Raw genomic sequence first — 24,232 nt, 5'->3', positions numbered from 1 at the left:
GCACGCTCCGGCGGAGCCGTGCGCACCGTCCCGCGGGCGCGGCGGCGCCGACCGGCACACACGGCACGGCGCCTGAAGCGTCATCGGAAGGGTGCGGCGCGGAGGAACGGAGGCGGCGGCGATCCCGGGCGCGCGGAGGCGGCGGCGCTCTCAGGGATGCGTACGGCACCTGCCGTCAGGGGCGGGGCCCGGACGCGGTGCGCTCGCCCTGTCCAGGGGTCGGGCCGTGATCGGTCGCCCGCCGCATGCGGGCTCAGGGGCGCGGAAGTTCAGGCGCACGGAATTTCAGCGGCGCGGGGAGGCCGTCCCCGCGGCAAGCGGGCGGTGCGGCGGGCCGGAGCCGTGCGGGCGGCCCGCCGCTGCCCGGGGTGTCAGACGTTGACGCCGAAGTCCTGGGCGATACCGGCCAGGCCCGAGGCGTAGCCCTGGCCGACGGCGCGGAACTTCCAGTCGGCGCCGTTGCGGTACAGCTCGCCGAAGACCATGGCGGTCTCGGTGGCGGCGTCCTCGCTCAGGTCGTAGCGGGCGACCTCCGCGCCGCCGGCCTGGTTGACGATGCGGATGTAGGCGTTCCGCACCTGGCCGAAGTTCTGGCTGCGGCTCTCCGCGTCGTAGATGGAGACCGGGAAGACGATCTTGTCGATGTCGGCGGGCAGCGCGGCGAGGTTGACGTTGATGGCCTCGTCGTCGCCCTCGCCCTGGCCGGTGGTGTTGTCGCCGGTGTGGACGATGGACTGGTCCGGCGTCGCCTTGTTGTTGAAGAAGACGAAGTGGGCGTCGGAGTAGACCTTGCCGCTCGGGTTGACCGCGATGGCGCTGGCGTCGAGGTCGAAGTCGGTGCCGGTGGTGGTGCGGACGTCCCAACCGAGGCCGACCGTGACGGCGGTGAGACCGGGCGCCTCCTTGGTGAGCGAGACGTTGCCGCCCTTGGACAGGCTTACAGCCATGGGATGTCCCTCTTTCCCTCGTTGAAGCATCGGGCTCCGTACTGCGGACGAAGCTACCGTTTCCCCACTGAACGCGAGCGAGGGGGCGAGAGGTTCCAGCTCCCTTTACTTTCTTTGCGGTTGGTTTTTCCCCCGAAGGGCCGAGGCGCCGGGGTGCGCGCGCCGCCGGCCGGGCCCCGGGGCGGGCCGCCGGGAAATGCGGATGACCAGGGGCGCGGAACGCGCGACCATAGAGGTATGTCCGGGCCCTATGTCATCCGCGGTGCGGTCGTTCTTCCCGAGGCCGAGCTGGTCTGGCGCTTCTCGCGGTCCTCGGGTCCGGGCGGTCAGCACGTCAACACCAGCGACAGCCAGGTCGAGTTGCGCTTCGACCTCGGCCGTACGCAGGCGCTGCCCGAGGTGTGGAAGGAGCGCGCCCTGGAGCGGCTGGCCCACCGGCTGACCGGCGGCGTGCTCTCCGTCCGCGCCTCCGACCACCGCTCCCAGTGGCGCAACCGCGAGACCGCGGCCGTACGGCTGGCCGCGCTGCTCGCGGAGGCGACCGCGCCGCCGCCCAAGCAGCGGCGGAAGGCGCGCGTCCCCCGCGGCATCAACGAGCGGCGGCTGCGGGAGAAGAAGCAGCGCGGTGACGTCAAGAAGGGCCGCTCGGGCCGCGGCTGGGACTGACCGGACGCGGCGTCAGCCCAGGCGCCGGTACTTCCCGCGGAAGTACGCCAGCGGGCCGCTGTCCTCGGCGGGGGTGGCGGCGGTCAGGACGCGGCCGATGACGAGGGTGTGATCACCCGCCACGACACGCTGCTCGGTGCGGCACTCCAGGGTCGCGAGGGCGCCGTCGATGAGCGGTGCGCCGCTCGCCTCGCCCCGTACATGAGCGATGTCCGCGAAGAGCAGTCGGTCGCTGATGCGGCCTTTCATGGCGAAACATCCCGCGATGTGGCGTTGGCTCTCCGACAGGACCGAAACCGCCCAGAGCGGCTGTTGCGCCAGCAGGTCGTCCATCCGGGAGTCGTTGCGAACGCTCACCATCACCAGCGGCGGGTCCAGGGAGACCGAGACGAACGCCGTGGCGGTCATGCCGGCGTCCTCGCCCCGCGGTCCGCCGTCCGGATCGTGCGCGGTGATGACCACCACACCGGCGGCGAGGCGGGACAGGGCGGCGCGGAACTCGTCGTCACTCACCCCACCAGAATGCGGGACCGGACCGCTTCCCGGCACGGCCGCGAGGCTGACGGGGGAGGTGGGGGCGGGCGGATCGGCGGATACGGCGGCGGGGCTTTTCGTGAACACGCCATGAACGCTAGCGCCGGGCGGTAGCGTCACGCATCGGGCCCCGGGACCACCCGCGGCCTAGGTCCGGCGACGGAGGGGCCGCCGGCTCGGCGCATTCGCGGAATTTGCGTTCAGGAAGCGCGGAACGGGCGGTTCTCCGTTTCCCGCGGCGGCTCTCAACTACACGTCACAGCCTGTGACTTGAGTCACAGCGTGCGGTAATTGTTGACCCTGTGTACCGAGTGGGCAGCTCACTGTGATTCAGTGGCCGTGGAAACGGACGACAAAGAAGCGTGGAGTTGCTGTCGAGGTCTCAGGGAGAGCGAGCGATGGAGGCCGAGTCGGAGCCGTATGTCCGCCTGACGACCTTGCGGCAGCTGCACCAGGCGGTCGCCGAGCTGAACACCGCTCGTAGCCTGGCGGACACCTTGCAGACCGTCGCGGACGGGGTGACCACCGGGCTCGGGTTCGAGCTGGCCGCGGTCAACCTCGTACGGCCGGACGGTGATCTCGTGGTGGCCGCGGTCGCCGGGAGCGCGGGCGCCGAGGCGCTGATGGCCGGGCGGATCGGCTCGCGTGACTCCTGGGAGCGGCGGCTGTCCATGGGGGAGCGCTGGGGCACGCTGTGCTTCGTGCCGTACACCGAGGGCTGGGTGCTGGACGACGACGACGTCCCGCAGTGGCACACCGGCGGCGCCGACCCCGGCTTCAGCGGCGCCTGGCACCCCAGGGACCGGCTCTTCGCCCCGATGCACACCTCGCCCGACGGCAGCGGTGAGCTGCTCGGCGTGATCTCCGTGGACCGGCCGCGCAACGGCCGCCGCCCCGGCGCCTGGGCCCGCGAGGCGCTCCAGATGTACGCGTTCCAGTCCGCCGTGGCGATCAGCAACGCCCGGCTGCGGTCCAACATGCAGCGGGCGCTGGTCCGGCTGGAGCGCGAGCAGCAGGCGCTGCGCGCCAGCGAGGAGTCCTTCCGGCAGGCGTTCGAGTACGCGCCGAGCGGGATGGCCGTCGCCGAGATGGGCGGTGACCAGCACGGACGGCTGCTGCGCACCAATGACGCGCTCTGCCGGTTGCTGGGCCGCCCCGCCTCCGCGATGCGCCGCTACTCCTTCTCCGACCTCGTCCACCCCGACGACATCGGCCTGCTGCTGCGCACCTCCGCCGAGGGGGGCCGCGCCGAGCTGCGGCTGGCCCGCCGGGACGGTACGTACATCTGGGTCTCGCTGCGCAACTCCGTCGTCGCCGACACCGCCGACGGGCCGCGGTTCCTGCTGACCCATGTCGAGGACATCGAGGAGCGCAAGCGGCACGAGCTGCAGCTCGCCCACCGCGCCAGCCACGACGCGCTGACCGGTCTGCCCAACAGCGCCGAGCTGCGGGCCCGGCTCAGCGCGCGGCTCTGCGGGCGGGCGCCGGGCGACGCCGCCGACGCGTACGCGGTCTCCGCCGCCGTCTTCGCCGGTGCCGGTGAGCCGACCCCCTTCCCGGCGGAGGGCGCCGAGGCGTACGAGGGGCTGGAGGGCATGGAGCAGAGCCTCGGCGGGGCGCTGCCGTACGACCACCATGTGCACACCGTCGCGCCCTCGGAGGGGCCGGCGGACGACGGCTCCAAGGGGCTCGCGGTCCTCTTCTGCGACCTCGACGGCTTCAAGTCGATCAACGACCGGTTCGGTCATCACACGGGCGACGCGGTGCTCATCGAGGTCGCCAGGCGGCTGACCAGCGGCGTCCGGGACGGTGACACCGTCGCCCGGCTCGGCGGTGACGAGTTCGTGGTCCTCGCCGACGGGCTGGGCACCGCCGACGCCCAGGACCTCGCGGTACGGCTGCGGAACGCGATCATCCCGCCGATCCGGGTGGACGGCCGCGCGGTCCGGGTCGGCGCCAGCTTCGGCATCAGCTGGGCCGGGTGCGGGATGACCGCCGAGGAAGTGCTGCAATCCGCCGACCAGCGGATGTACGTCGAGAAGCGGTCCCGGGCGAAGGCGAACCGCCGGGCGGGGTGACCGCCGCGCCCCGGCCCGCCACGGGCCTCGCGGACGGCGCTCCCGGGCCGGATCCGGCCCCGTACCGCACGTCACGGGCCCGGTGGCGGGCACCCGCCGTTCACCGATCCGTAGCGATCTTGTGCCCTGAACGGGCCCGGCGTGGTGTGGTCCGAACGGGGTAGGCTGCGCCGATGCGGCGCGGCGCCGCCGGGGGCTCGGAAAGTGCACAGACGCGCGGAGAACCGCAGGGGCATCCGGACGCGATACAGATCATCGCTGGGGAGTGACACGCAATGACGGCCGGCAACACGGGCTCGGACACGCCGGAGAACGACGACCCGTTCGGGTACCTCTACCGCTCGGAGGGCGGCGAGGGTGGCGGCGACGGCGCGACGCGGCAGCAGGGCGTTCCCCGGACCTCCTACAACCAGGTCCGCGCGGTCGGCGAGCGGCAGTACGGCGCGTCCCAGCAGTCCGGATACGGCCGGCCGAACGCCTCCTACGCGGCGCCCGAGACGCTGCCCGGCGGTGAGCGGCGTGCCGCGCCGGCCGGGCCGCCCCCGCCGCCGCAGCGCAACCACAAGGGCCTGCTGATCGGCGCGGTCGCCGTGGTGGGCGTGGTGTGCATAGCGATCGGCGTCGTCATGCTGACGAACTCGGAGAAGGACACCGGCGACGAGGCCCGGCCGAGCGCGACGGTGAGCACCTCCGAGGAGCCGGCGGACAAGCCCACCGAGAAGCCCAGCAAGGCGCCGCTGCCCAAGGACGACGCGGGCAGCCTGAAGCTCGGTGGCACCGCCACCACCTCCAAGGACGTCCCCGGGGCGCGTTCGGCCGGCGGGGTCTACGTCGGCGGGATGAACACCCCCGGCGCGTCGGCGACGTGGACGCTGAACGTCGAGGAGGAGGGCGCGTACAAGATGTGGGTCGGCTACGGCGTGCCGGGCAAGGACCAGAACCTCACGCTGACGGTCAACGGCAAGCGGGACTCCCGGCCGCTCAACATGGGCAACTTCGCGAACGCCGAAGAAGGCTCCTGGGACAAGTGGACGAAGACCTGGCAGCGGGTGCCCCTCAACAAGGGCACCAACACCGTCACGCTCTCCTGCGAGGACGGCAACAAGTGCGACGTCAACATCGACCAGCTGTGGCTGGAGAAGAAGATCTCCTGACCGCCGCCGGTCCCCGGGGCGGGGCCGGTCAGCGTCCCGGTGCGGTCGGGACGGGCAGTTCCGTCACCGGCACCTCGGGCAGCAGTTCCGCGTAGGTCGCCGCGTCGAACTCGCCGGCGGCCGCGGCCCGTACCGTCGCGGCGGACAGGGCGACCGCGCGGGCCAGGCGATCGGGCCATGACAACCCTTCGACCAGGCCGGAGAGCAGGCCGGCCACCGCGGAGTCGCCGGCGCCCGTGGGGTTCCCGGCGATCCGGCGCGGCGGGGCCGCCTGCCAGGCGCCGTCGGTGGTGACCGCGAGCATGCCGTCCGGGCCGAGGGACGCCACGACGGTGTGCGCGCCGCGGCGGCGGGCGTCGCGGGCGGCGCGCAGCGGTTCGGTGGTGCCGGTGAGCGCGGCGAGTTCGTCGGCGTTGGGCTTGGCGAGGTCGGGGCGGGCGGCGAGACCGCGGCGGAGCGGTTCGCCGCTGGTGTCGAGGAGGACCGGGACCCCGGCGGTGCGGGCGGCGCGGGTCAGCCGGGCGTAGACGTCGACGGGGACGCCGGGCGGCAGGGAGCCGCAGAGCGCCACCGCGTCCGCGTCGGCCAGCAGCTCGCGGTAGGCGCCGAGGAAGGTGTGCCACTCGGCGGGGGAGATGACCGGGCCGGGTTCGTTGAGCTGGGTGGTGTCGCCGGTGGCGGCGTCGACGACGGCGACGGTGCGGCGGGTGGCGCCGCCCACCGGCACCAGCGCGTCGGTGACGTCGCTCTCCTGGGTGAGCAGGGCGCGCAGCGTGTCGCCGGTGCCGCCCCCGGCGAATCCGGTGGCGACGGTGCGGTGGCCGAGTGCGGCCAGGACGCGCGCGACGTTCAGCCCTTTGCCGCCGGGGCGTTCGGCCACGTCGGTGACGCGGTGGGTGGTGTGCGGGGCCAGGCGCGGCACCCGGTAGGTCAGGTCGAGGGCGGCGTTGAGCGTGACCGTGAGGATCATGTTTCCCTCCCGCGCCGGGCCCGGTCGGCCGGTGGCCGGGCGGTGGTGGGCCGGGTGGCCGCCGCGGCGGCCACCGGACCGGCAACCGCCCCCGGGCGGCCGCGTACGGACAAGTGCGCGAGAGATCATGCCATCGTCGGCGGCGGTTGGCCCAGACCCGGGGCCGCCGCGGGGCCGCCGCCCGGAGGGCGGGGTACGGCGGCGCCCCGGCCCCGCGGCGGGTCAGACGCCGGACGGGCGGACCACCCAGGCGCCGCGCCGCATCACGCCCACGACCTCGTACGCGGCGTCCAGGACGACCAGATCGGCGTCCTTGCCGGCGGTCAGCGAACCGGTCCGGCCGTCGATGCCCAGCAGCCGTGCCGGATTGGCCGAAAGCGCCTGTACGGCCTGGTCGACGGTGAGCCTGTCGACGGTGAGGGCGCGGCGGAACGCGCGGTCGAGGGTGAGGGTGGAGCCCGCGATGGATCCGGCGGTGGGGCCGCCGGCGATCCGGGCGACGCCGTCGGTGACGTCGACGGACATCGGGCCGAGGCGGTACATCCCGTCGGACATGCCCGCGGCGCCCATCGCGTCGGTGATGAACGCGACCCGGCCGGCGCCCGCGTCCCGGAAGGCCATCTGGAGGACGGCGGGGTGCAGATGGGTGCCGTCGTTGATCAGCTCGACGGTGACCCGCTCGTCCTCCAGCAGCGCCAGGACTGGCCCCGGCGCGCGGTGGGCCAGTGCGGGCATCGCGTTGAAGAGGTGGGTGGCGACGGTGGCGCCCGCGTCGACGGCGTCGCGGGTGGCGTCGTACGTCGAGTCGGTGTGGCCGACGGCGGCGAGGACGCCCGCGTCGGCGAGCAGCCGTACGGAGTCGAGGCCGCCGGGGAGTTCGGGGGCGAGGGTCATCATCCGGGTGCTGCCGCGGCCGGCGGCGACGAGGGTGCGGACGTCGGCCGGGTCGGGGTCGCGCAGCAGTCCGGGCTGGTGGGCGCCGCAGCGGTGCGGGGAGATGAAGGGGCCTTCGAAGTGGATGCCGACGAGGTCGCCCTGTTCGGTCAGGTCGGCGAGGACGGCCGCCTGCCGGGCGAGGTCGCCGAGGTCGCCGGTGACGGTGGAGCCGATCATCGAGGTGGTGCCGCGGCGGCGGTGGGCGTCGACGACCCGCAGGCACTCCTCGGGGTCCGCGGACGAGAACGAGCCGCCGCCCCCGCCGTGCACATGCATGTCGACGAAGCCGGGCACGACGAGATGGCCCGTCAGGTCGGCGCGGTCCGCCGTGGCGTCCCCCGGGGCGCCCGGCACGGCGCCGTCCGGGGCGGGCCCGGACACCTCGGTGATACGGCCGCCCTCGACCGTGATCCGGCCGTCCTCGACGACGCCGTCCGGGGTCGCGATACGGGCGCCGGCCAGGACGGTGCGCCGGTCACCGGCACGGCCCGCGGATTGTTGCTGTGCCATCAGGCGGATACCTCCGTGGAGAGAAGATCCCAGGCGAGGAGCCCCGCGCCCAGGCAGCCGGCGGCGTCACCCAGCGCCGCCGGGACGATCGAGGGCAGCCGCTGGAACGTCACCCGCGCGGCGACCGCCTCGCGCAGCGGCGTGAAGAGCGTGTCGCCCGCCTCCGCGAGCCCGCCGCCGATGATCAGCGTCCGCGGGTCGAGCAGGGTGAGGCCGGTGACCAGCCCGTCGGCGAGCGCGTCCACCGCGTCCCGCCACACCGCGGCGGCGCGCGGATCGCCGGACTCCACGGCCTTCGCCGCGTCCGCCGCGCCCGCCGCCGGATCGCCGCACGCCTCGGCCCAGGCGCGGCCGACGGCGGCGGCGGACGCCACCGTCTCCAGACAGCCGCGCTGCCCGCAGCCGCAGCGCAGCCCGCCGGGGCGGACGACGATGTGGCCGATCTCGCCCGCGCTGCCGTGCGCGCCGGTCTCGATGCGGCCCCCGATGCCGATGGCGCCCGCGATGCCGGTGCCGAGGGGGACGAAGAGGAAGCGGTCGGCGTCCCGCCCGGCGCCGATGCGGCCCTCGGCGAGCCCGCCGGTGCGGACGTCGTGGCCGAGGGCGACGGGGATGCCGTCCAGCCGCCGGGAGAGCAGATCGCGCAGCGGCAGGTCGCGCCAGCCGAGGTTGGCGGAGTACGCGGCGACGCCGGTGTGTTCGTCGACGATGCCGGGGACGGCGACGCCGGCGGCGGCCGCGGGCGTGCCGAAGCGGGCCCGGCCGATGTCGCGCAGCTCCGCGGCGAAGCCGAGGACGGCCTCGACCACGGCGTCGGTGCCGCGCTCGCGCCCGGTGGGGCGCCGCGCCTCGTACAGCAGGGTCCCGTCCGCCCCCGCGAGGGCGGCTTTCATTCCGGTGCCGCCCACATCGAGGGCGATGACGTGTCTCACGGGAACAGTTTCGCGCGCCCCGGCACGAAAGGTCTAGTCCACTCGCGGTACGGCCTGGCCGTCCGTTCGCCTTATCCTTGGTGACACCCCATGGTTCGTTCGCCGTAAGGCCGCAGTGACCTGCGGAGTCCGGCGGCGCCGCGCGGCGGCGCGGACCGTGGCGCGGACCTCGTGTGCGGTACGCCGTCCAGGGCGCATGCCGCCGGGGCGGCGAAGGGCGACCCCCGGCGCCGTACGGCGGACCCGGTACCACCATCAATCCGGACAAAGGGCGGTAACAGCAGTGCAGCGGCGGTACACGAGCCTGGCGGCGGCGGGAATCGCCACCGCCCTGACCCTCACGCTCAGCGGCTGCGGCGGCGGACAGGGCGACCCCGTCACCCTCAAGCTCGTCGCCGCGGACTACGGCGACGGCACGGGCCCCGGCTCCAAGCAGTACTGGGACCGGCTGACCCGCGCCTTCGAGAAGAAGAACCCGGGCATCAAGGTCGACGTCGACATCTACAACTGGAAGGACGTCGACAAGAAGGTCGCCGATCTGGTGCACCAGGGCCACGCCCCCGACCTCGCCCAGGCCGGCGCGTACGCCGACTACGCGGCCCAGGACCAGCTCTACAGCGCCGACGACCTGCTCTCCATACCCGTCCAGGCCGACCTCCAGCCCACGCTCGCCGAATCGGGCGAGGTGGGCCGGACGCAGTACGGCATCCCCTTCGGCGCCAGCACCCGCCGCCTCTTCTACAACAAGAAGCTCTTCGCCGAGGCGGGCATCACCGAGGCACCGAAGACCTGGGACGACGTCGCCGAGGACGCCCAGCTGCTGAAGGACCACGGTGTGAAGACGCCGTACGCGCTGCCGCTCGGCCCGGAGGAGGCGCAGGCCGAATCGGCGATCTGGATGCTCAGCGGGGGCGGCGGCTACACCGACGACATCGGCAAGTACGGCATCGACTCGGCCGCCAACGTCAAGACGTTCAAGTGGCTGCGGGACGAACTCGTCGGCAAGGGGCTGACCGGCGGCGACCCGGCCACCCTCAACCGCGCGGACGCCTTCGCCGCCTTCGCCGACGGCAAGGTCGGCATGCTCAACGGCCATCCGGCGCTGATCAAGCAGGCGGAGGCGAAGGGCCTGGACTACGGCACCGCCGATCTGCCCGGTGTGAGCGGCCCGTCCCCGTCGACCCTGGGCGTCTCCGACTGGATGATGGCCTTCAAGCGCAACGGCCACCGCACCCAGGCGGGCAAGTTCCTCGACTTCGTCTACAACGACGACAACGTGCTGGCCTTCTCCCACGACTTCGGCCTGCTGCCGGTCACCACGTCGGCCGCCCAGAAGATGGCCGGTGACCAGCGCTTCGGCCGTCTCAAGGACTTCGTCGGCCCGCTGCGCGAGGCCCAGTTCTACCCCGCGAGCAAGACCTCCTGGCCCGAGGTCGCCAAGGCCGTCAAGTCCCAGATGGGTGCGGCGGTCGACCCCAAGGGCGACCCCGCGAGCATCCTCTCCGACCTCCAGAACACGGCGGAGGCGGCGGACACGGCCGGAGGCTGACCACCGGGGCCGGGCGCGGTACGGCGGCGGGTGCGGTCCGGGCGGGTGACCGTTCCCCGGACCGGGGCCGGACCGTGCCGGACCGGGGCCGGGTGCCCGGCCCCGCGGCCCAGCGGCCCCGCGGCGCCCGGCCGCGGTGCGCCGATCCCGTCCCCGTCCGGCCCATCCGCCTTCGCGACCAGGGGCTTATCGTGGGACGAGTGACGATGCGCGGTGAGGACGGTACGGGCCCGGCGGCGGACGACGGGGCGGAGGTGCCCGTTCCGCCGGAGGGCGGCCCGGTGCCCGCCGCCGGCGACGGCGCGACGGCGCCCGGCGGTGAACTCTCCGCGCTCGACGCCGCGGTGCTCGCCGTGGAGCGCCGCTCCTGGCCGTCGTCCGGCCCCAAGGAGCGCCACATCCGCGAGCACCTCGGCCTCTCCCCGACGCACTACTACCAACTCCTCAACGCCCTCCTCGACGACCCCCGCGCCCACCGCCACGACCCGGTCACCGTCAACCGCCTGCTCCGGGTCCGGGAGGCCAAGCGGGGCCGGAGGTGAGGGTCCGGTCGGGCGAGGGGGCTTGAGTCCGGGGCGCGGTCGGGCCAGGGCGTGAGCCAGAGGCGCGGTCGGGCCGGGGCCTGAGTCCAAGGGGCTTGAGTCCGGGGCGTGAGCCCGGGGCGCGGTCGGGCCAGGGCGTGAGCCAGAGGTGCGGTCGGGCCGGGGCCTGAGCTTCCCTTTCCCCGTCACGGGCCGGTCGGAGGCCCGCGCTCTCCTTTCTCCCGCCCGGGGCCGGGGCCGGTGCCCCGGGCCGTCCCTCCAGGCCCCGACTCCGCCGTACGCCGGGTGGGTGCGGGGCCGCGCCGGTACGCTCGCCCCATGGGCAGTTCCCCGGACGCCGCATCCTCGCCGGGCCCGGAACCGGGCCCCGTTCCCCCGCCCGGTACCGGCCGTACCCCCGATACCGGCCCCGACCTCCCCGTCCCCCGTACCGAAGCCGGGCGGGACGCGCTGGCCGCGCTGCTGGCCGCGCCGGAGGAGGCCGCGCTCGCGCTGGACTTCGACGGGACGCTCGCGGAGATCGTCGACGATCCGGAGACGGCGCGGGCGTATCCCGGGGCCGCTCGGGCGCTGGGGCGCCTGGTGCCCCGGCTGCGGGCCGCCGCCGTGATCACCGGGCGGCCGGCCGCCGTCGCCGTCCGGCTGGCGGGCGTCGCGGGCGCCCCCGGGCTCGACCGCCTCACCGTCCTCGGGCACTACGGCGCCGAGCGCTGGGAGGCGGCCACGGGCGCCGTGCACGCCGACGGGCCGCCGCCCGGCGTCGCCGCCGCCGAGGCCGAACTCCCCGGCGTCCTCGCCGCGTCCGGCGTCTGGCACGGCCCGTGGACGGACACCGCCGTCGAGCGCAAGGGCGGCCGCGCCCTCGCCGTCCACACCCGGCGCGCCCCCGACCCGCAGGGCGCACTCGACACCCTGCGCGCCCCCCTGGCCGCCCTCGCCACCCGCCACGGCCTCCTCGTCGAACCGGGCCGCTACGTCCTGGAACTCCGCCCGCCCGGCGTCGACAAAGGCGTCGCTCTCACCGGCTGGCTCCGCGAGACCGGCGCCCGCACCGTCCTCTACGCCGGTGACGACCTCGGCGACCTCGCCGCCTTCGACGCCGTCACCCGCCTCCGCGACGCCCCCGGCGCCCCCCGCCGCACCGGCCTGCTGATCTGCAGCGGCAGCGCCGAGGTCCCCGAACTCGCCGCCCGCGCCGATCTGGTCGCCGACGGCCCGGCCGGCGTCGTCGCCCTCCTCGAAGCCCTCGCGGACCGGGTGGACCGGGCGACGGGAGCGGAGCGACGGCGCGACGGGAGCGGGTGACGGACCGTCCGGCGCACCGCCCCGGGGCCACCGCGCCGCCCCGGTGGCCTTCCCCGGGCGCCGCGCCACGCAGCCCCTGACCGGCCCGCCCGTCCTACCCCCGCAACGCCGTCAACTGCTCCATGAACCACCGGTCCGGCGGCAGCGCCGTCGCCGCCGCCGCCAACCGGGCGGAGCGGGCCGCGCGCTCCTCCCCGGGCATCGACAGCGCCTCGTGCAGCGCGTCCGCCGTCGCGTTGATGTCGTACGGATTGACGCTCAGCGCGTCCTCGCCCAGCTCCTCGTGGGCGCCCGCCTCCCGGGAGAGGACCAGCGCGCACCCGGCGTCGGAGACCACCGGCACCTCCTTGGCGACGAGGTTCATGCCGTCCCGGATGGGGTTGACCAGCGCCACGTCGGCGAGGCGGTACGCGGCCAGCGACCGCGCGAAATCGTCCTCGACGTGCAGCACCACCGGCTGCCAACTGGGCGTGCCGTACGCGGAGTTGATCTCCCCGGCGACGCGCTCCACCTCGGCGGTGTAGTCCCGGTAGACGGCCAGATCCTGGCGCGAGGGGTAGGCGAACGCGAGATGGACGACGCGCTCGCGCCACTCGGGGCGGTCCGTCAGCAGCCGGCGGTAGGCGTGCAGCCCGCGGACGATGTTCTTCGACAGTTCGGTGCGGTCGACCCGGACGATCGTGCGGCGCCGCTTTGGACCGTCCCCGCCGCCGATCTGCGCGTGCAGCGCCGTCAGCCGCTCCTCGACGTCCGGACGGTGCGCCCGCTCCCGAAGGAACTCCGCGTCGGCGCCCAGCCCGTGCACCCCGATACGGGTGGTGTGCGGCTCGCGCCCCGGGAGCGCGGTGACGATGTGCGGCGCCTCGCCGTCCGAATGGTGGACGGCGCACCGCGCCCGAAGGGTGTCCGTGCAGCACGCCACGAACGCCGCCGCCCACCGCCGGGTCAGAAAACCCGCGCGGTCGGCGCCGAGCATGCCCCACATCAGCCGCTCCCGGATGTCGTCGGGCAGCAGCGCGAAGTACTCCGGCGGCGCCCACGGGGTGTGCGAGAAGTGCCCGATCCGCAGGTCGGGGCGGCGCTCGCGCAGCATCCCCGGGGCCAGCGCCAGGTGGTAGTCCTGGATCAGCACCGCGGCGCCCGGCGCCGCCGCCCGGTCCAGCGCCTCGGCGAACGCCGCGTTGTACGCCTCGTACGCCGCCCATTCCGCCCGGAAACCCGAGTCGAACGACGGCTCCAGCGGCGTCTGGTAGAGCATGTGGTGGACGAACCAGAGCACCGAATTGGCGATGCCGTTGTAGGCGGCGGTGTGCACCTCCGCCGGGATGTCCAGCATCCGTACGCGCTGCCCGCCGGTGTCGGCCACCGGAAGCTCACCGTCCACCCGCCGTACGGCCTCCCGGTCACCGTCGCCGAGCGCCGCGCACACCCACACCGCGTCCGCCTCCGGCCCGATCGCCGACAGCCCGGAGACCAGCCCGCCGCCGCCCCGCCGCGCACTCAGCGCACCGTCCGCGCCGAGGGTGTACGAGACCGGGCCGCGGTTGGACGCGACGAGCACCCCGGCGCCGCGCACCGCGGCGGGCGTCCGGGCAGAGGCGGTACCGCTGTGTTCGGAGGCCATGCCGCGACCCTAGCCCGCACCGGAACGGCGCACACGTACGAATGAGGCCAAGGGAGGGACGCCCCGGACGGGCCGTCGCCCCGCCGGGCGAGCCCGCCCCGGCTTCTCTCAGGCCGCCCGGCTCGCCGCGTACTCCGGGACCTCGGCCATCGGGGGCCGCTCCTCCGTGTCGACATCGCTCGTCCGGGGGACGAATCCGTTCTCGCCGCGCACGAACTGCGTCAGCTTGGGTCGCACCAAGTGGCCCCGGGCGAGCCGGAGTTGAGCGGTGCGGTAGATCGCCGCGGCCATCCGGCCCAGCGCCTGACCGTCCTGGTGGCGGTGTTTGCGCACCCCGACGTCCACCTGGGCCAGCGCGTCCAGACCGACCGTGTGCAACGCGTCGACCAGCAGCCCCAGCTCGACGCCGTACCCGACGGGGAACGGCAGCCGCTCCAGCAGCGACCGCCGCGCCGCGTACTCACCGCCCAGCGGCTGTACGAAACCGGCCAGCTGCGGCCAGTGGAGATTGAGCAACGGGCGGGCGACCAGTTCGGTGACCCGGCCGCCCTGCCCGGGGCCGCCGCCGGGCGCGCCGCCGGTCTCCAGCGGCCGGTCGTACATCGCCTTGACGAACTGCACGTCCGGGTCGGTCAGCAGCGGTCCGACGATCCCGGAGACGAACGCCGGGGAGAACTCCCGCAGGTCGGCGTCGACGAAGCAGACGATGTCACCGCGGGTGACGAGCAGCGACCGCCACAGCACCTCACCCTTGCCGGGCACCGCCGGCAGCCGCGGCAGTACATCGTCCCGCGCCACCACCCGCGCCCCGGCAGCGGCCGCCACCTCGGCGGTCCGGTCGGTGGACCCGGAGTCGAGGACCACCAGCTCGTCGATGAGCGGTACCTCCTCGGTCATCAGGGCGGCGCGGATGGCCGCGACGATCGTGCCGACCGTCGCCTCCTCGTCGAGTGCGGGCAGTACGACGCTGACCGTGCGGCCGCTGAGCCGTTTGGCCTCCAGCAGCTGCGGCAGCGGCCGGTCGGCAGCGGACCAGGAGCGGCGCCCCAGCCAGCGCTCCACCTCTTCCAGCACGTCTTCAGACTCCTCGGTGCGCGCCGTCTCGGCGGCGCATGTGATCCATCTCGCGGTTCGGACGGCTGGCTCTCGTGTCAGTGCCGTCGGTTACAGTCTTGAACAACGCGGATGACCGCCGCATGCCGGGGTCACCGCACCACAAACGCCTGGGATTTCCCAGCGCCATACCGCTCATCCAGAGGGGCAGAGGGATACGGCCCGTTGAAGCCCCGGCAACCCTCCAGCCGGTCTCGACCGCATCACGCGGCGCGAGGCTCCCGGCTAGGGAAGGTGCCAAATCCGTCTCGCGGCGAGATGCGTCGCGAGGAAGATGAGGAGAAAGGGCCTCGCCTCCATGGCTGCGCAAACTGTCGAAGTTACCGAAAACGCCTCCGCCGTCACTCTCGGTCCCGCCGTCGCTCTCTCCTGTCGCGAATGCGGTGAGCGTTTCCCGCTCGGCCCGATCTTCGCCTGTGCGACCTGTTTCGGTCCGCTGGAAGTGGCGTACGAGCTGCCGAGCGGTGACCCGGAAGCGCTGAAGAAGCAGATCGAGGCCGGTCCGAACAACATCTGGCGGTACGCACCGCTGCTGCCCGTCCCCGCGGACGTGGCCGAGAAGCCCAGCCTCAACCCCGGCTTCACCAAGCTGGTCAAGGCCGACAACCTCGCCCGTGAGCTGGGCGTCACCGGCGGCCTCTACGTCAAGGACGACTCCGGCAACCCGACGCACTCCTTCAAGGACCGGGTCGTCGCCATCGCCGTCGAGGCGGCCCGCGCCTTCGGCTTCACCACCCTCTCCTGCTCCTCGACGGGCAACCTCGCCGGTGCCGTCGGCGCCGCCGCCCGCCGCGCCGGCTTCCGCTCCTGCGTCTTCATCCCGCACGACCTGGAGGCCGGAAAGGTCGTCATGGCCGCGGTCTACGGTGGCGACCTCGTCGGCATCGAGGGCAACTACGACGATGTGAACCGCTTCTGCTCCGAGCTGATCGGCGACCCGCTCGGCGAGGGCTGGGGCTTCGTCAACGTCAACCTCCGCCCCTACTACGGCGAGGGCTCCAAGACGCTGGCGTACGAGATCTGCGAGCAGCTCGGCTGGAAGCTGCCGGACCAGATCGTCATCCCGGTGGCCTCCGGCTCCCAGCTCACCAAGATCGACAAGGGGCTGAAGGAGCTGATCGCCCTCGGCCTCGTCGAGGACAAGCCCTACAAGATCTACGGTGCCCAGGCGGAGGGCTGCTCCCCGGTGTCGACGGCGTTCAAGGCGGGCCACGACGTGGTCCGCCCGCAGAAGCCCGACACCATCGCCAAGTCCCTGGCGATCGGCAACCCGGCCGACGGGCCGTACGTCCTCGACATCGCACGCCGGACGGGCGGCGCGGTGGAGGATGTCGACGACGAGCAGGTCGTGGACGCGATCAAGCTGCTGGCGCGGACGGAGGGGATCTTCGCGGAGACCGCGGGCGGGGTGACCGTCGGCGTGACCCGCAAGCTCCTCGAAGCGGGCCTGCTCGACCCGTCCCTGACCACCGTCATCCTCAACACCGGCGACGGCCTCAAGACGCTTGACGCCGTCGCCCCGACCACCGGCCCCACGGCCACCATCCGCCCGAGCCTGGACGCGTTCCGCTCGGCCGGTCTGGCCGGCTGACTCCCGGTCGCCCCGGCCGGTAGCCGGCCGATCCGGTCCGTCCGCCGCCCGCCCCGTCCGGGCGCGGCGGGCGGCCTCGCAGACGTATCCGCAGTCGTTGGAAGGCAGAACCCATGAGCGTCAAGGTCCGCATCCCCACCATCCTCCGCACGTACACCGGCGGCGCCTCCGAGGTCACCGCCGAGGGCGCGACGCTGTCCGAGGTCATCACCGATCTGGAGAAGAACCACCAGGGCATCGCCGCCCGGGTGCTGGACGACGCGGGCAAGCTGCGGCGCTTCGTGAACGTCTACGTCAACGACGACGACGTCCGCTTCGAGCAGGGCCTGGAGACCCCGACGCCGGACGGCGCGGGCATCTCGATCATCCCGGCGGTGGCCGGCGGCTGCTGACGCCGGGCCGGGGGCGGGGAGCCGCCACCCTGGTGGCGAATGGTTTTCGCCATTCCTTTCTCTTACTGGCCGATAATCGCTCCGTTCGGATATCCGGACGGAGCGATTCCGCGTTGTGAAACAGTCCTGCAAAACGCGATACCATTTCGCGGATCCCCTTCTTCTGCTCGTCGAGCACGGTGCGGCGGCCTTCTCAGTGCCCCGGGATCGCGATGAGTTGTGTGCAAAGTGTGTGCGGTGTTTGCGTCTCAAGTGCCTTTTGTCCGGCCCGAGTTGCCCGGGAATATTGCCAGTTCTGGGCATATCGCCACTTCTCGCGCCGTCAGAATTCTCGTCCGATTGACCTGTTGCGCTGGGCGTCGGTGCGGATACATTCGGCGGCGGTCGACGCGTTCCGGCGCACACCCCACGGGCCATTCGCGGGGTGAGGTCTGACCCGGGTCCGCGGAGTGCGGTCCTGCGCAAGGGCCAGTAATAGGGGAGTTAGGCATGGCTCAGGGCACCGTCAAGTGGTTCAACGCGGAGAAGGGGTACGGCTTCATCGCGGTCGACGGTGGTGCGGATGTTTTCGTCCACTACAGCGCGATCCAGATGGACGGCTACCGCACCCTTGAGGAGGGTCAGCGAGTCGAGTTCGAGATCTCGCAGGGCCAGAAGGGGCCGCAGGCGGACATGGTCCGGGTGGCGGCCGGCTGAGCGCCGACCGACTGCAGCATCGAGCAGCATCGAGGAGACCCGCACCCCGGTTGGGGTGCGGGTCTCCTGCTGCGCGGGGGGGGGCGGGGCGGCGGAGGGGTCTCTACGTGCCCTTCTTGCGGAGGGCGCTTGCGCCCGCCCGTCGCCCGGCCACCGCCCCTCAACGTGCCCTTCTTCGAAGGGCGCCTTGCGCCCGCCCGTCGCCCGGCCGCCGCCCCTCAACGTGCCCTCCTTGCGGAGGGGCGCTTGCACTCGATGGGGTCGAGTGCTAATCATTGCGTTAGCACTCTCCGAGTGAGAGTGACAGTTTTGGACCGTCGGTGAGGTCCGCAGGCGGGGCGGGAAGGAACCGCTCCCTCGGTGGGCCGTCCGTCGCGGGCGCCAGCGCGGTCCGGAGGAAAGAGCCTCCACGCCCCGAAGGCGCGGGAGGTGCCCCCTTCGTCCTGGGAGGACCACTTCACATGGCCAAGATCATCGCGTTCGACGAGGAGGCGCGGCGCGGCCTTGAGCGCGGTATGAACCAGCTCGCCGACGCCGTCAAGGTGACCCTCGGCCCCAAGGGTCGCAACGTCGTCCTTGAGAAGAAGTGGGGCGCCCCCACGATCACCAACGATGGTGTGTCCATCGCCAAGGAGATCGAGCTGGAGGACCCGTACGAGAAGATCGGCGCCGAGCTGGTCAAGGAGGTCGCGAAGAAGACGGACGACGTCGCCGGTGACGGCACGACGACCGCGACCGTCCTGGCCCAGGCGCTGGTCCGTGAGGGTCTGCGCAACGTCGCCGCCGGTGCCAACCCGATGGCCCTCAAGCGGGGCATCGAGACCGCCGTCGAGGCCGTCTCCGCCGCCCTGCTGGAGCAGGCCAAGGATGTGGAGACCAAGGAGCAGATCGCTTCCACCGCCTCCATCTCCGCCGCTGACACCCAGATCGGCGAGCTGATCGCCGAGGCCATGGACAAGGTCGGCAAGGAAGGCGTCATCACCGTCGAGGAGTCCCAGACCTTCGGTCTGGAGCTGGAGCTCACCGAGGGTATGCGCTTCGACAAGGGCTACATCTCGGCGTACTTCGCCACCGACATGGAGCGTATGGAGGCGTCGCTCGACGACCCGTACATCCTGATCGTCAACTCCAAGATCGGCAACGTGAAGGACCTGCTGCCGCTCCTGGAGAAGGTCATGCAGTCCGGCAAGCCGCTGCTGATCATCGCCGAGGACGTCGAGGGCGAGGCCCTGTCGACCCTGGTCGTCAACAAGATCCGTGGCACCTTCAAGTCCGTCGCCGTCAAGGCTCCGGGCTTCGGTGACCGCCGCAAGGCCATGCTCGGCGACATCGCCATCCTCACCGGTGGCACCGTCATCTCCGAGGAGGTCGGCCTCAAGCTGGAGAACGCCGGTCTCGACCTGCTGGGCCGCGCCCGCAAGGTCGTCATCACCAAGGACGAGACCACCATCGTCGACGGTGCCGGCGACAGCGAGCAGGTTCAGGGCCGCGTCAACCAGATCCGTGCCGAGATCGAGAACAGCGACTCGGACTACGACCGCGAGAAGCTCCAGGAGCGCCTGGCGAAGCTCGCCGGTGGCGTCGCCGTCATCAAGGCCGGTGCCGCGACCGAGGTCGAGCTGAAGGAGCGCAAGCACCGCATCGAGGACGCCGTGCGCAACGCGAAGGCGGCCGTCGAGGAGGGCATCGTCGCCGGCGGTGGCGTCGCCCTGCTGCAGGCTTCCAGCGTCTTCGAGAAGCTGGAGCTGGAGGGCGACGAGGCCACCGGTGCCGCCGCTGTGAAGCTGGCCCTGGAGGCCCCGCTGAAGCAGATCTCCGTCAACGGCGGCCTTGAGGGCGGCGTTGTCGTGGAGAAGGTGCGCAACCTGGCCGTCGGCCACGGTCTGAACGCCGCCACCGGCGAGTACGTCGACATGATCGCCGAGGGCATCATCGACCCGGCGAAGGTGACCCGTTCCGCGCTGCAGAACGCCGCCTCCATCGCCGCGCTGTTCCTCACCACCGAGGCCGTCATCGCCGACAAGCCGGAGAAGGCCGCCGCGGCGGGCGCTCCGGGCGGCATGCCCGGCGGTGACATGGACTTCTGATCCCACCCCGTCCCGCCGTACGCGGCGGGACGGACGGATCTCCGTCCCACGGTTCGCCGGGGCGGCACCTCCTTCGGATTCTTCCGGAGGAAGTGCCGCCCCGGCGGCGTTTCCGGGCCCGTTCCCTGCGGATTCCTTCCCTGCGGATTCCTTCCTTGCGGGTGTGTTCCCTACGGGCGCGTCAGGTGGTCCACGACGGTCCGGACCGCTGTGCGGACGGCCGTGCGGAGTGCGTCGCGGTCGGCGTCGGCGTGGTTGTCGGCGGTCTCGAAGCCGTGGTGGCCTTTGGGGACATCGATCACGTCGACGGTGGTGCCGTGTCCGGCGGCGGCGGTCAGGAACTCTTCCACGGTCGCGGCGAGTTCGGGGAGTTCGCGGCCGGCCCGGACCACGACGAGCGGCAGGTCGCCCGCGCCACGGACCGCCCTCACCGGCCGGAAGCGGTCACCGTCCAGGCCCCAGTTGGGCAGCGGGGCGAGGATCGGGTAGTTCGCGGCGAGGCAGCGCAGCCACGGCGGCGGGGCGCTGAGCCAGTCGGCGGCCAGCAGTCCGCCGCCGGAGAAGAACCAGAGCGCGATCCGGTCGCCGTCCACCCGCGGGTCGGCGCGCAGCCGCGCCACCGCCGCCGCGATGTCCTCGGCGGCGTCCGGGTAGCCGTCGAGGTCGTGCAGCCGGTGGTCGAGGACCGCGCCGATCGCGCCGTGGGCCGCGATGAGGCGGGCGTACCCGGTGAGCGCCGGCCAGTCGCGCGGTGTGGGCCGGGCGCTCTTCGGGACCGGGCCGCCGTGGACGAGGAGCACCGCCGGGTGGGGGCCGTCGCCCCCGGGGAGGTGCAGATCGACGGTCTCGTTCCGCTCGCGCGGCACCTTTGGTACGTCGATGACGAACGGCCGCAGGTGCGGCGGCGGTTGGCTGCCCGCCGGGGTGAGGCGGCGGCCCTCGCCCGCAGCCGCGCGCAGCAGGACGTCGGCGAGAGCGTCGGGGTCGGAGAGCATCGGCCAGTGTCCGGTGGGCAGTTCGAGGAAGCGCACACCGGGTGCGGTGAGCGGCTGGAGCGCCGGTTCGCCGAGGTCGACCTGGATCTGGACCAGGTCGATGCTCGCGCCGTTGGCGGTGCAGAGGATGCCGGTCGTGGGGATGCCGGCGGCGGCGCCGGTCAGCCGCAGCGGCTGGAGGAGGGTGCCGAGGGGCTGCGGGGCGGCGTCCCGGGTGAGGCGTTCCAGGGCCGCTGCCGGGAGGCTCGCGGTGCTGCCCCAGCGGTGCCAGGCGGCGGGGGAGCCGGGCGCGGGGAGCGCGCCGACGGGTGCGCCGCCCGCGGTGTCCGCGGTGTCCGGCCGGGCCCCGCCCCCGCCGCCCGCGGTGTCCGGCCGGGCCCCGCCCCCGCCGCCCGCCGGGTCCGCTCCCGCGTGGCCCGCGAGTTCTTCCCGTATGCGCTGGTCGGGCACGGTGGCCCAGGCCGGTTGGCCGTTCCGGGGCGGGGCGGTGTCCAGGGCGATGAGCCGCGTCACGCGGTCCGGCCGCCGGTCCGCGGCGCCGAGGGCGGGGTGCAGGCCGTAGCCGTGGCCCACGAGGACGATGCCGGGGGCGGGTGCGCGGGTGGCGGCGGCCGGGCCGGGGGCGGGCGCGTCGCCGGGGGCCACGGGGGCGGAGTCGGCCGGGCCTTCGGCGGGTCCGGCGGTGGCGCCCGCCGCCCCGTTCCCTTCCGCCTCGGCCCTTTCCGCCCCGGTCTGCTCCGCCCCGGTCTCTCCCGCCGCGTCGATCGCGCGCACGACCACCGCGATGTGTGCCTCCAGGTCCGGCGCGGGCCCGTCCGGGTGCGCCCCCTCGGGGCCGATGAGCGTGACGGCGTGTGCCTGCGCGCCCGCCGCCGTCAGGCGGGCCGCGGTCTCCTCCCAGACCCAGCCGCCGGTGAAGGCGCCGGGCACCAGGATGAAGTGGGTGCCGGGCGGCGTCTCGTGGGCGGGGTGTCCGCCGTGGTTTCCGGTCCGCTCGTTCATCGTCCGCTCCTTGCTCGTCTCGTCCGTCGGGGCGTTCCCCGGGGGCGGAGGGGCGCGTCCGCGTCAGGGCGTGCGCCCCTCCGGGCCCGAGGGGCGGCCGGACGGCCCGTCCCCTGTCCGGGCCGTCCGCGCCGCGTCCGCCGGTACGGTAGGAACTCCCCCTGAGGGAGGTTCAAGTGACGGTGTCCGACGGGCTGTGGAGCATCGGTGAGCTGGCGGAACGTGGCGGGGTCACGGTCAAGACGGTCCGGTTCTACTCGGATCGCGGGCTGCTGCCGGAGCGGGCGCGCAGTGCGGGCGGCCACCGCCGGTACGGACCGGACGCGCTCGACCGGCTGCGGCTGATCCGTTCCCTGCGCGCCCTGGATCTGCCCGTACCCCAGGTGCGCCGGATCGTCGAGGACGAGGCGGGGGCGGGCGGGGTGCTGGAGGACGCCGTCGCCGGGCAGTTGCGTCAGCTCGGTGGCCGGATGGCGGCGCTGCGCTGGCGGGAGGCCGGACTCCGGCTCGTCCAGGAGTGTCCGCCCGGGGAGCGCGCGGACCGGCTGCGGCTGATCGGTGCTGGGCGGCGCCGCCCAGCACCGATCCGCTCGTCCGCTTCTGGCGCGCCTGGCTGCCGCCGCGGATGGCGCCCCGGGCGCTCGCCGCCTTCCTGGACCAGGCGGTTCCGGTGCCGCCGGACGATCCGACGCCCGCGCAGGTCCTGGCCTTCGCCCGCCTGCACGCCCTGGTGACCCGTCCGTGCGACGGCACCGCCCGCCCGCAGCCCGCGGCGCACCGCTCCGGCCCGGACTTCCGCCCGGAGGTCCTGTACGACGGGCTGGGCGAGGCGTACGAGCTGGCGGGCGCGCGGCTGCGGCGGGAGCGGGCGCCGCACGCCGGGGAGGCGCTGGACTGTTTCGTCGCCGCGTACGCCGCCTCCGGGGGTGTCCGGGACACGCCGGACTTCCGGCGCGTTCTCGCCGCCCGCCTCGCCGCCGATCCGCGGATCGACCCGTACTGGGCGCTCACCGCCGAGGTCCTGCGCCCGCGCGGGGGCCGTCCGGTGCCGACGCCCGGCACCGCGCACGACTGGTTGCTGGCCGCCCTGACCGACGAGGTGGCCGGGCGCGCCGCCTGACGCGCGGAGCCCAACTCCGTTGTCCACAGGGCCCCGTGTTGTCATACCCCTCTGGCAGGATGCTCCCATGTCGAACACGCAGACGATGACGTACGCGCGGGTCGGTGCCGTCCTGGAGGAAGCCGGGGTGGTGGCGCCGGAGCAGGTCCGGCGGGTGCTCGCGGAGTGTGTGACGGGCGCGGACGAGCCGTTGCGGCCGTACGAGGTCGCCTGTGCGCTGGAGACGTTCGGCATAGCGCTGTCCATCCACGCCGACGACATCGACTATCTGGAGCCCGGTTACGCCTCGCTGCTGGAGCGCGCCGCGGAGTTGACCGGCGGCGCCGTCACGGTCACCAAGGTCCGCCTGGTGGAGGGCGACCGCTCGCCGGACGGCGCCTCCCGGGACGACACCCTGGAGTTCGAGCGCAACGGCATAGCGGTCGCCGTCCCCGCCGAGCATTTCTCGGACGAGTACTACGACCATCTGGCGGCCACCGAGGCGATCGATGCCCTGGCTCCTGGCGGTGATGACCTGCGGACCTTCCGCTACGTCGACTTCCCGCGGGAGAAGTACGGCGTCTACGACACGATTCTGGCGCTGGTGACGCCCGATCAGGCGGAGCGGTTGGAGCAGGGGTTGGGGCTGGTGATGCGCTGAGACGGGGTGCTGCTGGGAGCCACCGGCGAGGTGGCCGGGGCTAGCGTGCGGTGATCACGCCGATCAGCGTCCCGGCCAGCATGAACGGACCGAAGGCCATCGCCGTGCGCCGGTCCGCGCGCCGCGTCACCATCAGCGCCACTCCGAACAGCGCGCCCGTTCCGAAGGCGGCGAAGGTCCCGAGGAGGAGGGCGGGCCAGCCGTACCACCCGAGGAGGGCGCCGACGGAGAGCGCCAGTTTCACGTCGCCGAGGCCCATGCCCGCCGGGTTGACGAGGAAGAGCACGCCGTAGAGCGCGGCGAGCGCCAGGCTGCCCGCCACCGCCGTCAGCCAGTCGCCGTCGTGCCCGGGGAGCAGCGCGGTCGCGCCCAGGAGGGCGACGGTCGCGGCGGCCAGCGGCAGGGTCACCGCGTCCGGCAGCCGGTGCACGGTGCCGTCCACCGCCGCCAGCAGCACCGCGAACGGCGCGACGAGCAGCAGCACCGCCAGCTCCGGGCGGGCGCCCACCACGGCGGCGAGCACCCCGCCCACCAGCGCCGAGACGACGGGGGCGACGGTCTGCCCGGTTCCGTACCGGCATCCGCTCTCCGCGGGTCCGCCGGACGGGCAGCGGGCGAGTCCGAGCCAACCGCCCCACGGCCCGGCGAGCGGGTGGCCGCGGGGGCACCGGGTGCGCCAGGGCTCCGCCGGTTCGACGGCGAAGCGGTAGGCGGCGCGCGGTACGAGCGCTCCGGCCGCGCCGCCGAAGGCGGCACCGAGGAGGGTCAGTGTGAGGTCCACGTCGGCACGGTAGTGGAGGGGTGGGTGGCGGTGGCCCGTCTCCGTACGGGTGACGCTTCTTGCCGGGT

At 73.6% G+C, this 24,232-nt stretch carries 20 protein-coding genes, 1 pseudogene and 1 riboswitch; of the genes and pseudogenes, 12 read left to right on the top strand and 9 right to left on the bottom strand.

Annotated features, from left to right (window positions below):
• Positions 1-371 precede the first annotated feature (371 nt).
• A complete protein-coding gene (locus ACZ4M8_RS09900; protein WP_467605021.1) occupies positions 372-947 on the bottom strand; it encodes a TerD family protein in 576 nt (191 codons plus the stop codon).
• Between the two features lie 237 nt (positions 948-1,184).
• Here ACZ4M8_RS09900 and arfB point away from each other — a divergent pair, with 237 nt between their 5' ends.
• Positions 1,185-1,613, top strand: coding sequence for an alternative ribosome rescue aminoacyl-tRNA hydrolase ArfB (arfB, locus tag ACZ4M8_RS09895; RefSeq protein WP_467605019.1), 429 nt, complete (start codon positions 1,185-1,187; stop codon positions 1,611-1,613).
• A gap of 12 nt (positions 1,614-1,625) precedes the next feature.
• Here the strand turns inward: arfB and ACZ4M8_RS09890 are convergent, their stop codons facing one another.
• Positions 1,626-2,234: a flavin reductase family protein gene (locus tag ACZ4M8_RS09890; protein WP_467605017.1), complete on the bottom strand. Its 609-nt coding sequence runs from the start codon at positions 2,232-2,234 to the stop codon at positions 1,626-1,628.
• 311 nt (positions 2,235-2,545) lie between these two features.
• Between ACZ4M8_RS09890 and cdgB the strand changes: the two genes are divergently transcribed.
• Both cdgB and ACZ4M8_RS09880 read left to right on the top strand, forming a co-directional pair.
• Positions 2,546-4,225, top strand: a complete 1,680-nt coding sequence (cdgB, locus tag ACZ4M8_RS09885) for a diguanylate cyclase CdgB (RefSeq protein WP_467605014.1) — start codon at positions 2,546-2,548, stop codon at positions 4,223-4,225.
• Between the two features lie 275 nt (positions 4,226-4,500).
• Entirely contained in the window at positions 4,501-5,379 is an 879-nt protein-coding gene (locus ACZ4M8_RS09880) for a carbohydrate-binding protein (RefSeq protein ID WP_467605012.1), read from the top strand.
• 28 nt (positions 5,380-5,407) lie between these two features.
• Here the strand turns inward: ACZ4M8_RS09880 and ACZ4M8_RS09875 are convergent, their stop codons facing one another.
• From ACZ4M8_RS09875 to ACZ4M8_RS09865, 3 genes are all read right to left on the bottom strand, one after another.
• Positions 5,408-6,349, bottom strand: a complete 942-nt coding sequence (locus ACZ4M8_RS09875; RefSeq protein ID WP_467605011.1) for a 1-phosphofructokinase family hexose kinase — start codon at positions 6,347-6,349, stop codon at positions 5,408-5,410.
• A 222-nt stretch (positions 6,350-6,571) separates the two neighbouring features.
• Positions 6,572-7,795, bottom strand: coding sequence for an N-acetylglucosamine-6-phosphate deacetylase (gene nagA / locus ACZ4M8_RS09870; RefSeq protein ID WP_467605009.1), 1,224 nt, complete (start codon positions 7,793-7,795; stop codon positions 6,572-6,574).
• Positions 7,795-8,727 carry an ROK family protein gene (locus ACZ4M8_RS09865; protein WP_467605007.1) on the bottom strand — a complete coding sequence of 311 codons (933 nt, stop codon included), beginning with the start codon at positions 8,725-8,727 and terminating at the stop codon, positions 7,795-7,797. The genes nagA and ACZ4M8_RS09865 overlap by 1 nt, the downstream gene beginning before the upstream one ends.
• Positions 8,728-9,010: 283 nt before the next feature.
• Here ACZ4M8_RS09865 and ACZ4M8_RS09860 point away from each other — a divergent pair, with 283 nt between their 5' ends.
• The 3 genes from ACZ4M8_RS09860 to otsB all read left to right on the top strand — a co-directional run bounded on the left by ACZ4M8_RS09860 (position 9,011) and on the right by otsB (position 12,123).
• Positions 9,011-10,276: an extracellular solute-binding protein gene (locus ACZ4M8_RS09860; protein WP_467605006.1), complete on the top strand. Its 1,266-nt coding sequence runs from the start codon at positions 9,011-9,013 to the stop codon at positions 10,274-10,276.
• A 206-nt stretch (positions 10,277-10,482) separates the two neighbouring features.
• A complete protein-coding gene (locus ACZ4M8_RS09855) occupies positions 10,483-10,818 on the top strand; it encodes a DUF3263 domain-containing protein (RefSeq protein WP_467605369.1) in 336 nt (111 codons plus the stop codon).
• Positions 10,819-11,136: 318 nt separating this feature from the next.
• Positions 11,137-12,123, top strand: a complete 987-nt coding sequence (otsB, locus tag ACZ4M8_RS09850) for a trehalose-phosphatase (protein WP_467605003.1) — start codon at positions 11,137-11,139, stop codon at positions 12,121-12,123.
• 94 nt (positions 12,124-12,217) lie between these two features.
• On the opposite strand, the gene ACZ4M8_RS09845 is transcribed toward otsB, so the two are convergent.
• Positions 12,218-13,747 carry an alpha,alpha-trehalose-phosphate synthase (UDP-forming) gene (locus ACZ4M8_RS09845; protein WP_467605001.1) on the bottom strand — a complete coding sequence of 510 codons (1,530 nt, stop codon included), beginning with the start codon at positions 13,745-13,747 and terminating at the stop codon, positions 12,218-12,220.
• Between the two features lie 108 nt (positions 13,748-13,855).
• The gene (locus ACZ4M8_RS09840) at positions 13,856-14,821 is read right to left on the bottom strand and encodes a glucosyl-3-phosphoglycerate synthase (protein WP_467604998.1); all 966 of its coding nucleotides are present in this window, start codon (positions 14,819-14,821) and stop codon (positions 13,856-13,858) included.
• Between the two features lie 171 nt (positions 14,822-14,992).
• Positions 14,993-15,141, top strand: a riboswitch (SAM riboswitch).
• A 17-nt stretch (positions 15,142-15,158) separates the two neighbouring features.
• Between ACZ4M8_RS09840 and thrC the strand changes: the two genes are divergently transcribed.
• The 4 genes from thrC (at position 15,159) to groL (ending at position 19,626) form a co-directional block, all read left to right on the top strand.
• On the top strand, positions 15,159-16,451 hold the full coding sequence (gene thrC, locus ACZ4M8_RS09835) for a threonine synthase (RefSeq protein WP_467604997.1): 1,293 nt from the start codon (positions 15,159-15,161) through the stop codon (positions 16,449-16,451).
• Between the two features lie 113 nt (positions 16,452-16,564).
• A complete protein-coding gene (locus ACZ4M8_RS09830) occupies positions 16,565-16,843 on the top strand; it encodes a MoaD/ThiS family protein (RefSeq protein WP_467604995.1) in 279 nt (92 codons plus the stop codon).
• Between the two features lie 489 nt (positions 16,844-17,332).
• Positions 17,333-17,539, top strand: a complete 207-nt coding sequence (locus ACZ4M8_RS09825; protein ID WP_030576453.1) for a cold-shock protein — start codon at positions 17,333-17,335, stop codon at positions 17,537-17,539.
• Between the two features lie 461 nt (positions 17,540-18,000).
• Positions 18,001-19,626: a chaperonin GroEL gene (gene groL / locus ACZ4M8_RS09820; protein WP_399087176.1), complete on the top strand. Its 1,626-nt coding sequence runs from the start codon at positions 18,001-18,003 to the stop codon at positions 19,624-19,626.
• A 170-nt stretch (positions 19,627-19,796) separates the two neighbouring features.
• Here groL and ACZ4M8_RS09815 read toward each other — a convergent pair whose 3' ends face one another.
• Positions 19,797-21,623 carry a dienelactone hydrolase family protein gene (locus tag ACZ4M8_RS09815; RefSeq protein ID WP_467604994.1) on the bottom strand — a complete coding sequence of 609 codons (1,827 nt, stop codon included), beginning with the start codon at positions 21,621-21,623 and terminating at the stop codon, positions 19,797-19,799.
• A 161-nt stretch (positions 21,624-21,784) separates the two neighbouring features.
• Here ACZ4M8_RS09815 and ACZ4M8_RS09810 point away from each other — a divergent pair.
• Together ACZ4M8_RS09810 and ACZ4M8_RS09805 are read left to right on the top strand one after the other, a co-directional pair.
• Positions 21,785-22,743: pseudogene (locus ACZ4M8_RS09810) on the top strand (helix-turn-helix domain-containing protein).
• 67 nt (positions 22,744-22,810) lie between these two features.
• On the top strand, positions 22,811-23,383 hold the full coding sequence (locus ACZ4M8_RS09805) for a hypothetical protein (protein WP_467604991.1): 573 nt from the start codon (positions 22,811-22,813) through the stop codon (positions 23,381-23,383).
• Between the two features lie 40 nt (positions 23,384-23,423).
• Here ACZ4M8_RS09805 and ACZ4M8_RS09800 read toward each other — a convergent pair whose 3' ends face one another.
• Positions 23,424-24,164 (bottom strand): prepilin peptidase, encoded by a 741-nt coding sequence (locus ACZ4M8_RS09800; protein ID WP_467604989.1) that lies wholly within the window; start codon positions 24,162-24,164, stop codon positions 23,424-23,426.
• Between the last annotated feature and the right edge of the window lie 68 nt (positions 24,165-24,232).

It is taken from the genome of Streptomyces sp. NPDC027185 (assembly GCF_055567035.1).
Note: the sequence above shows the minus strand (reverse complement) of the source record. Positions and strands in the feature narration are given on the sequence as shown.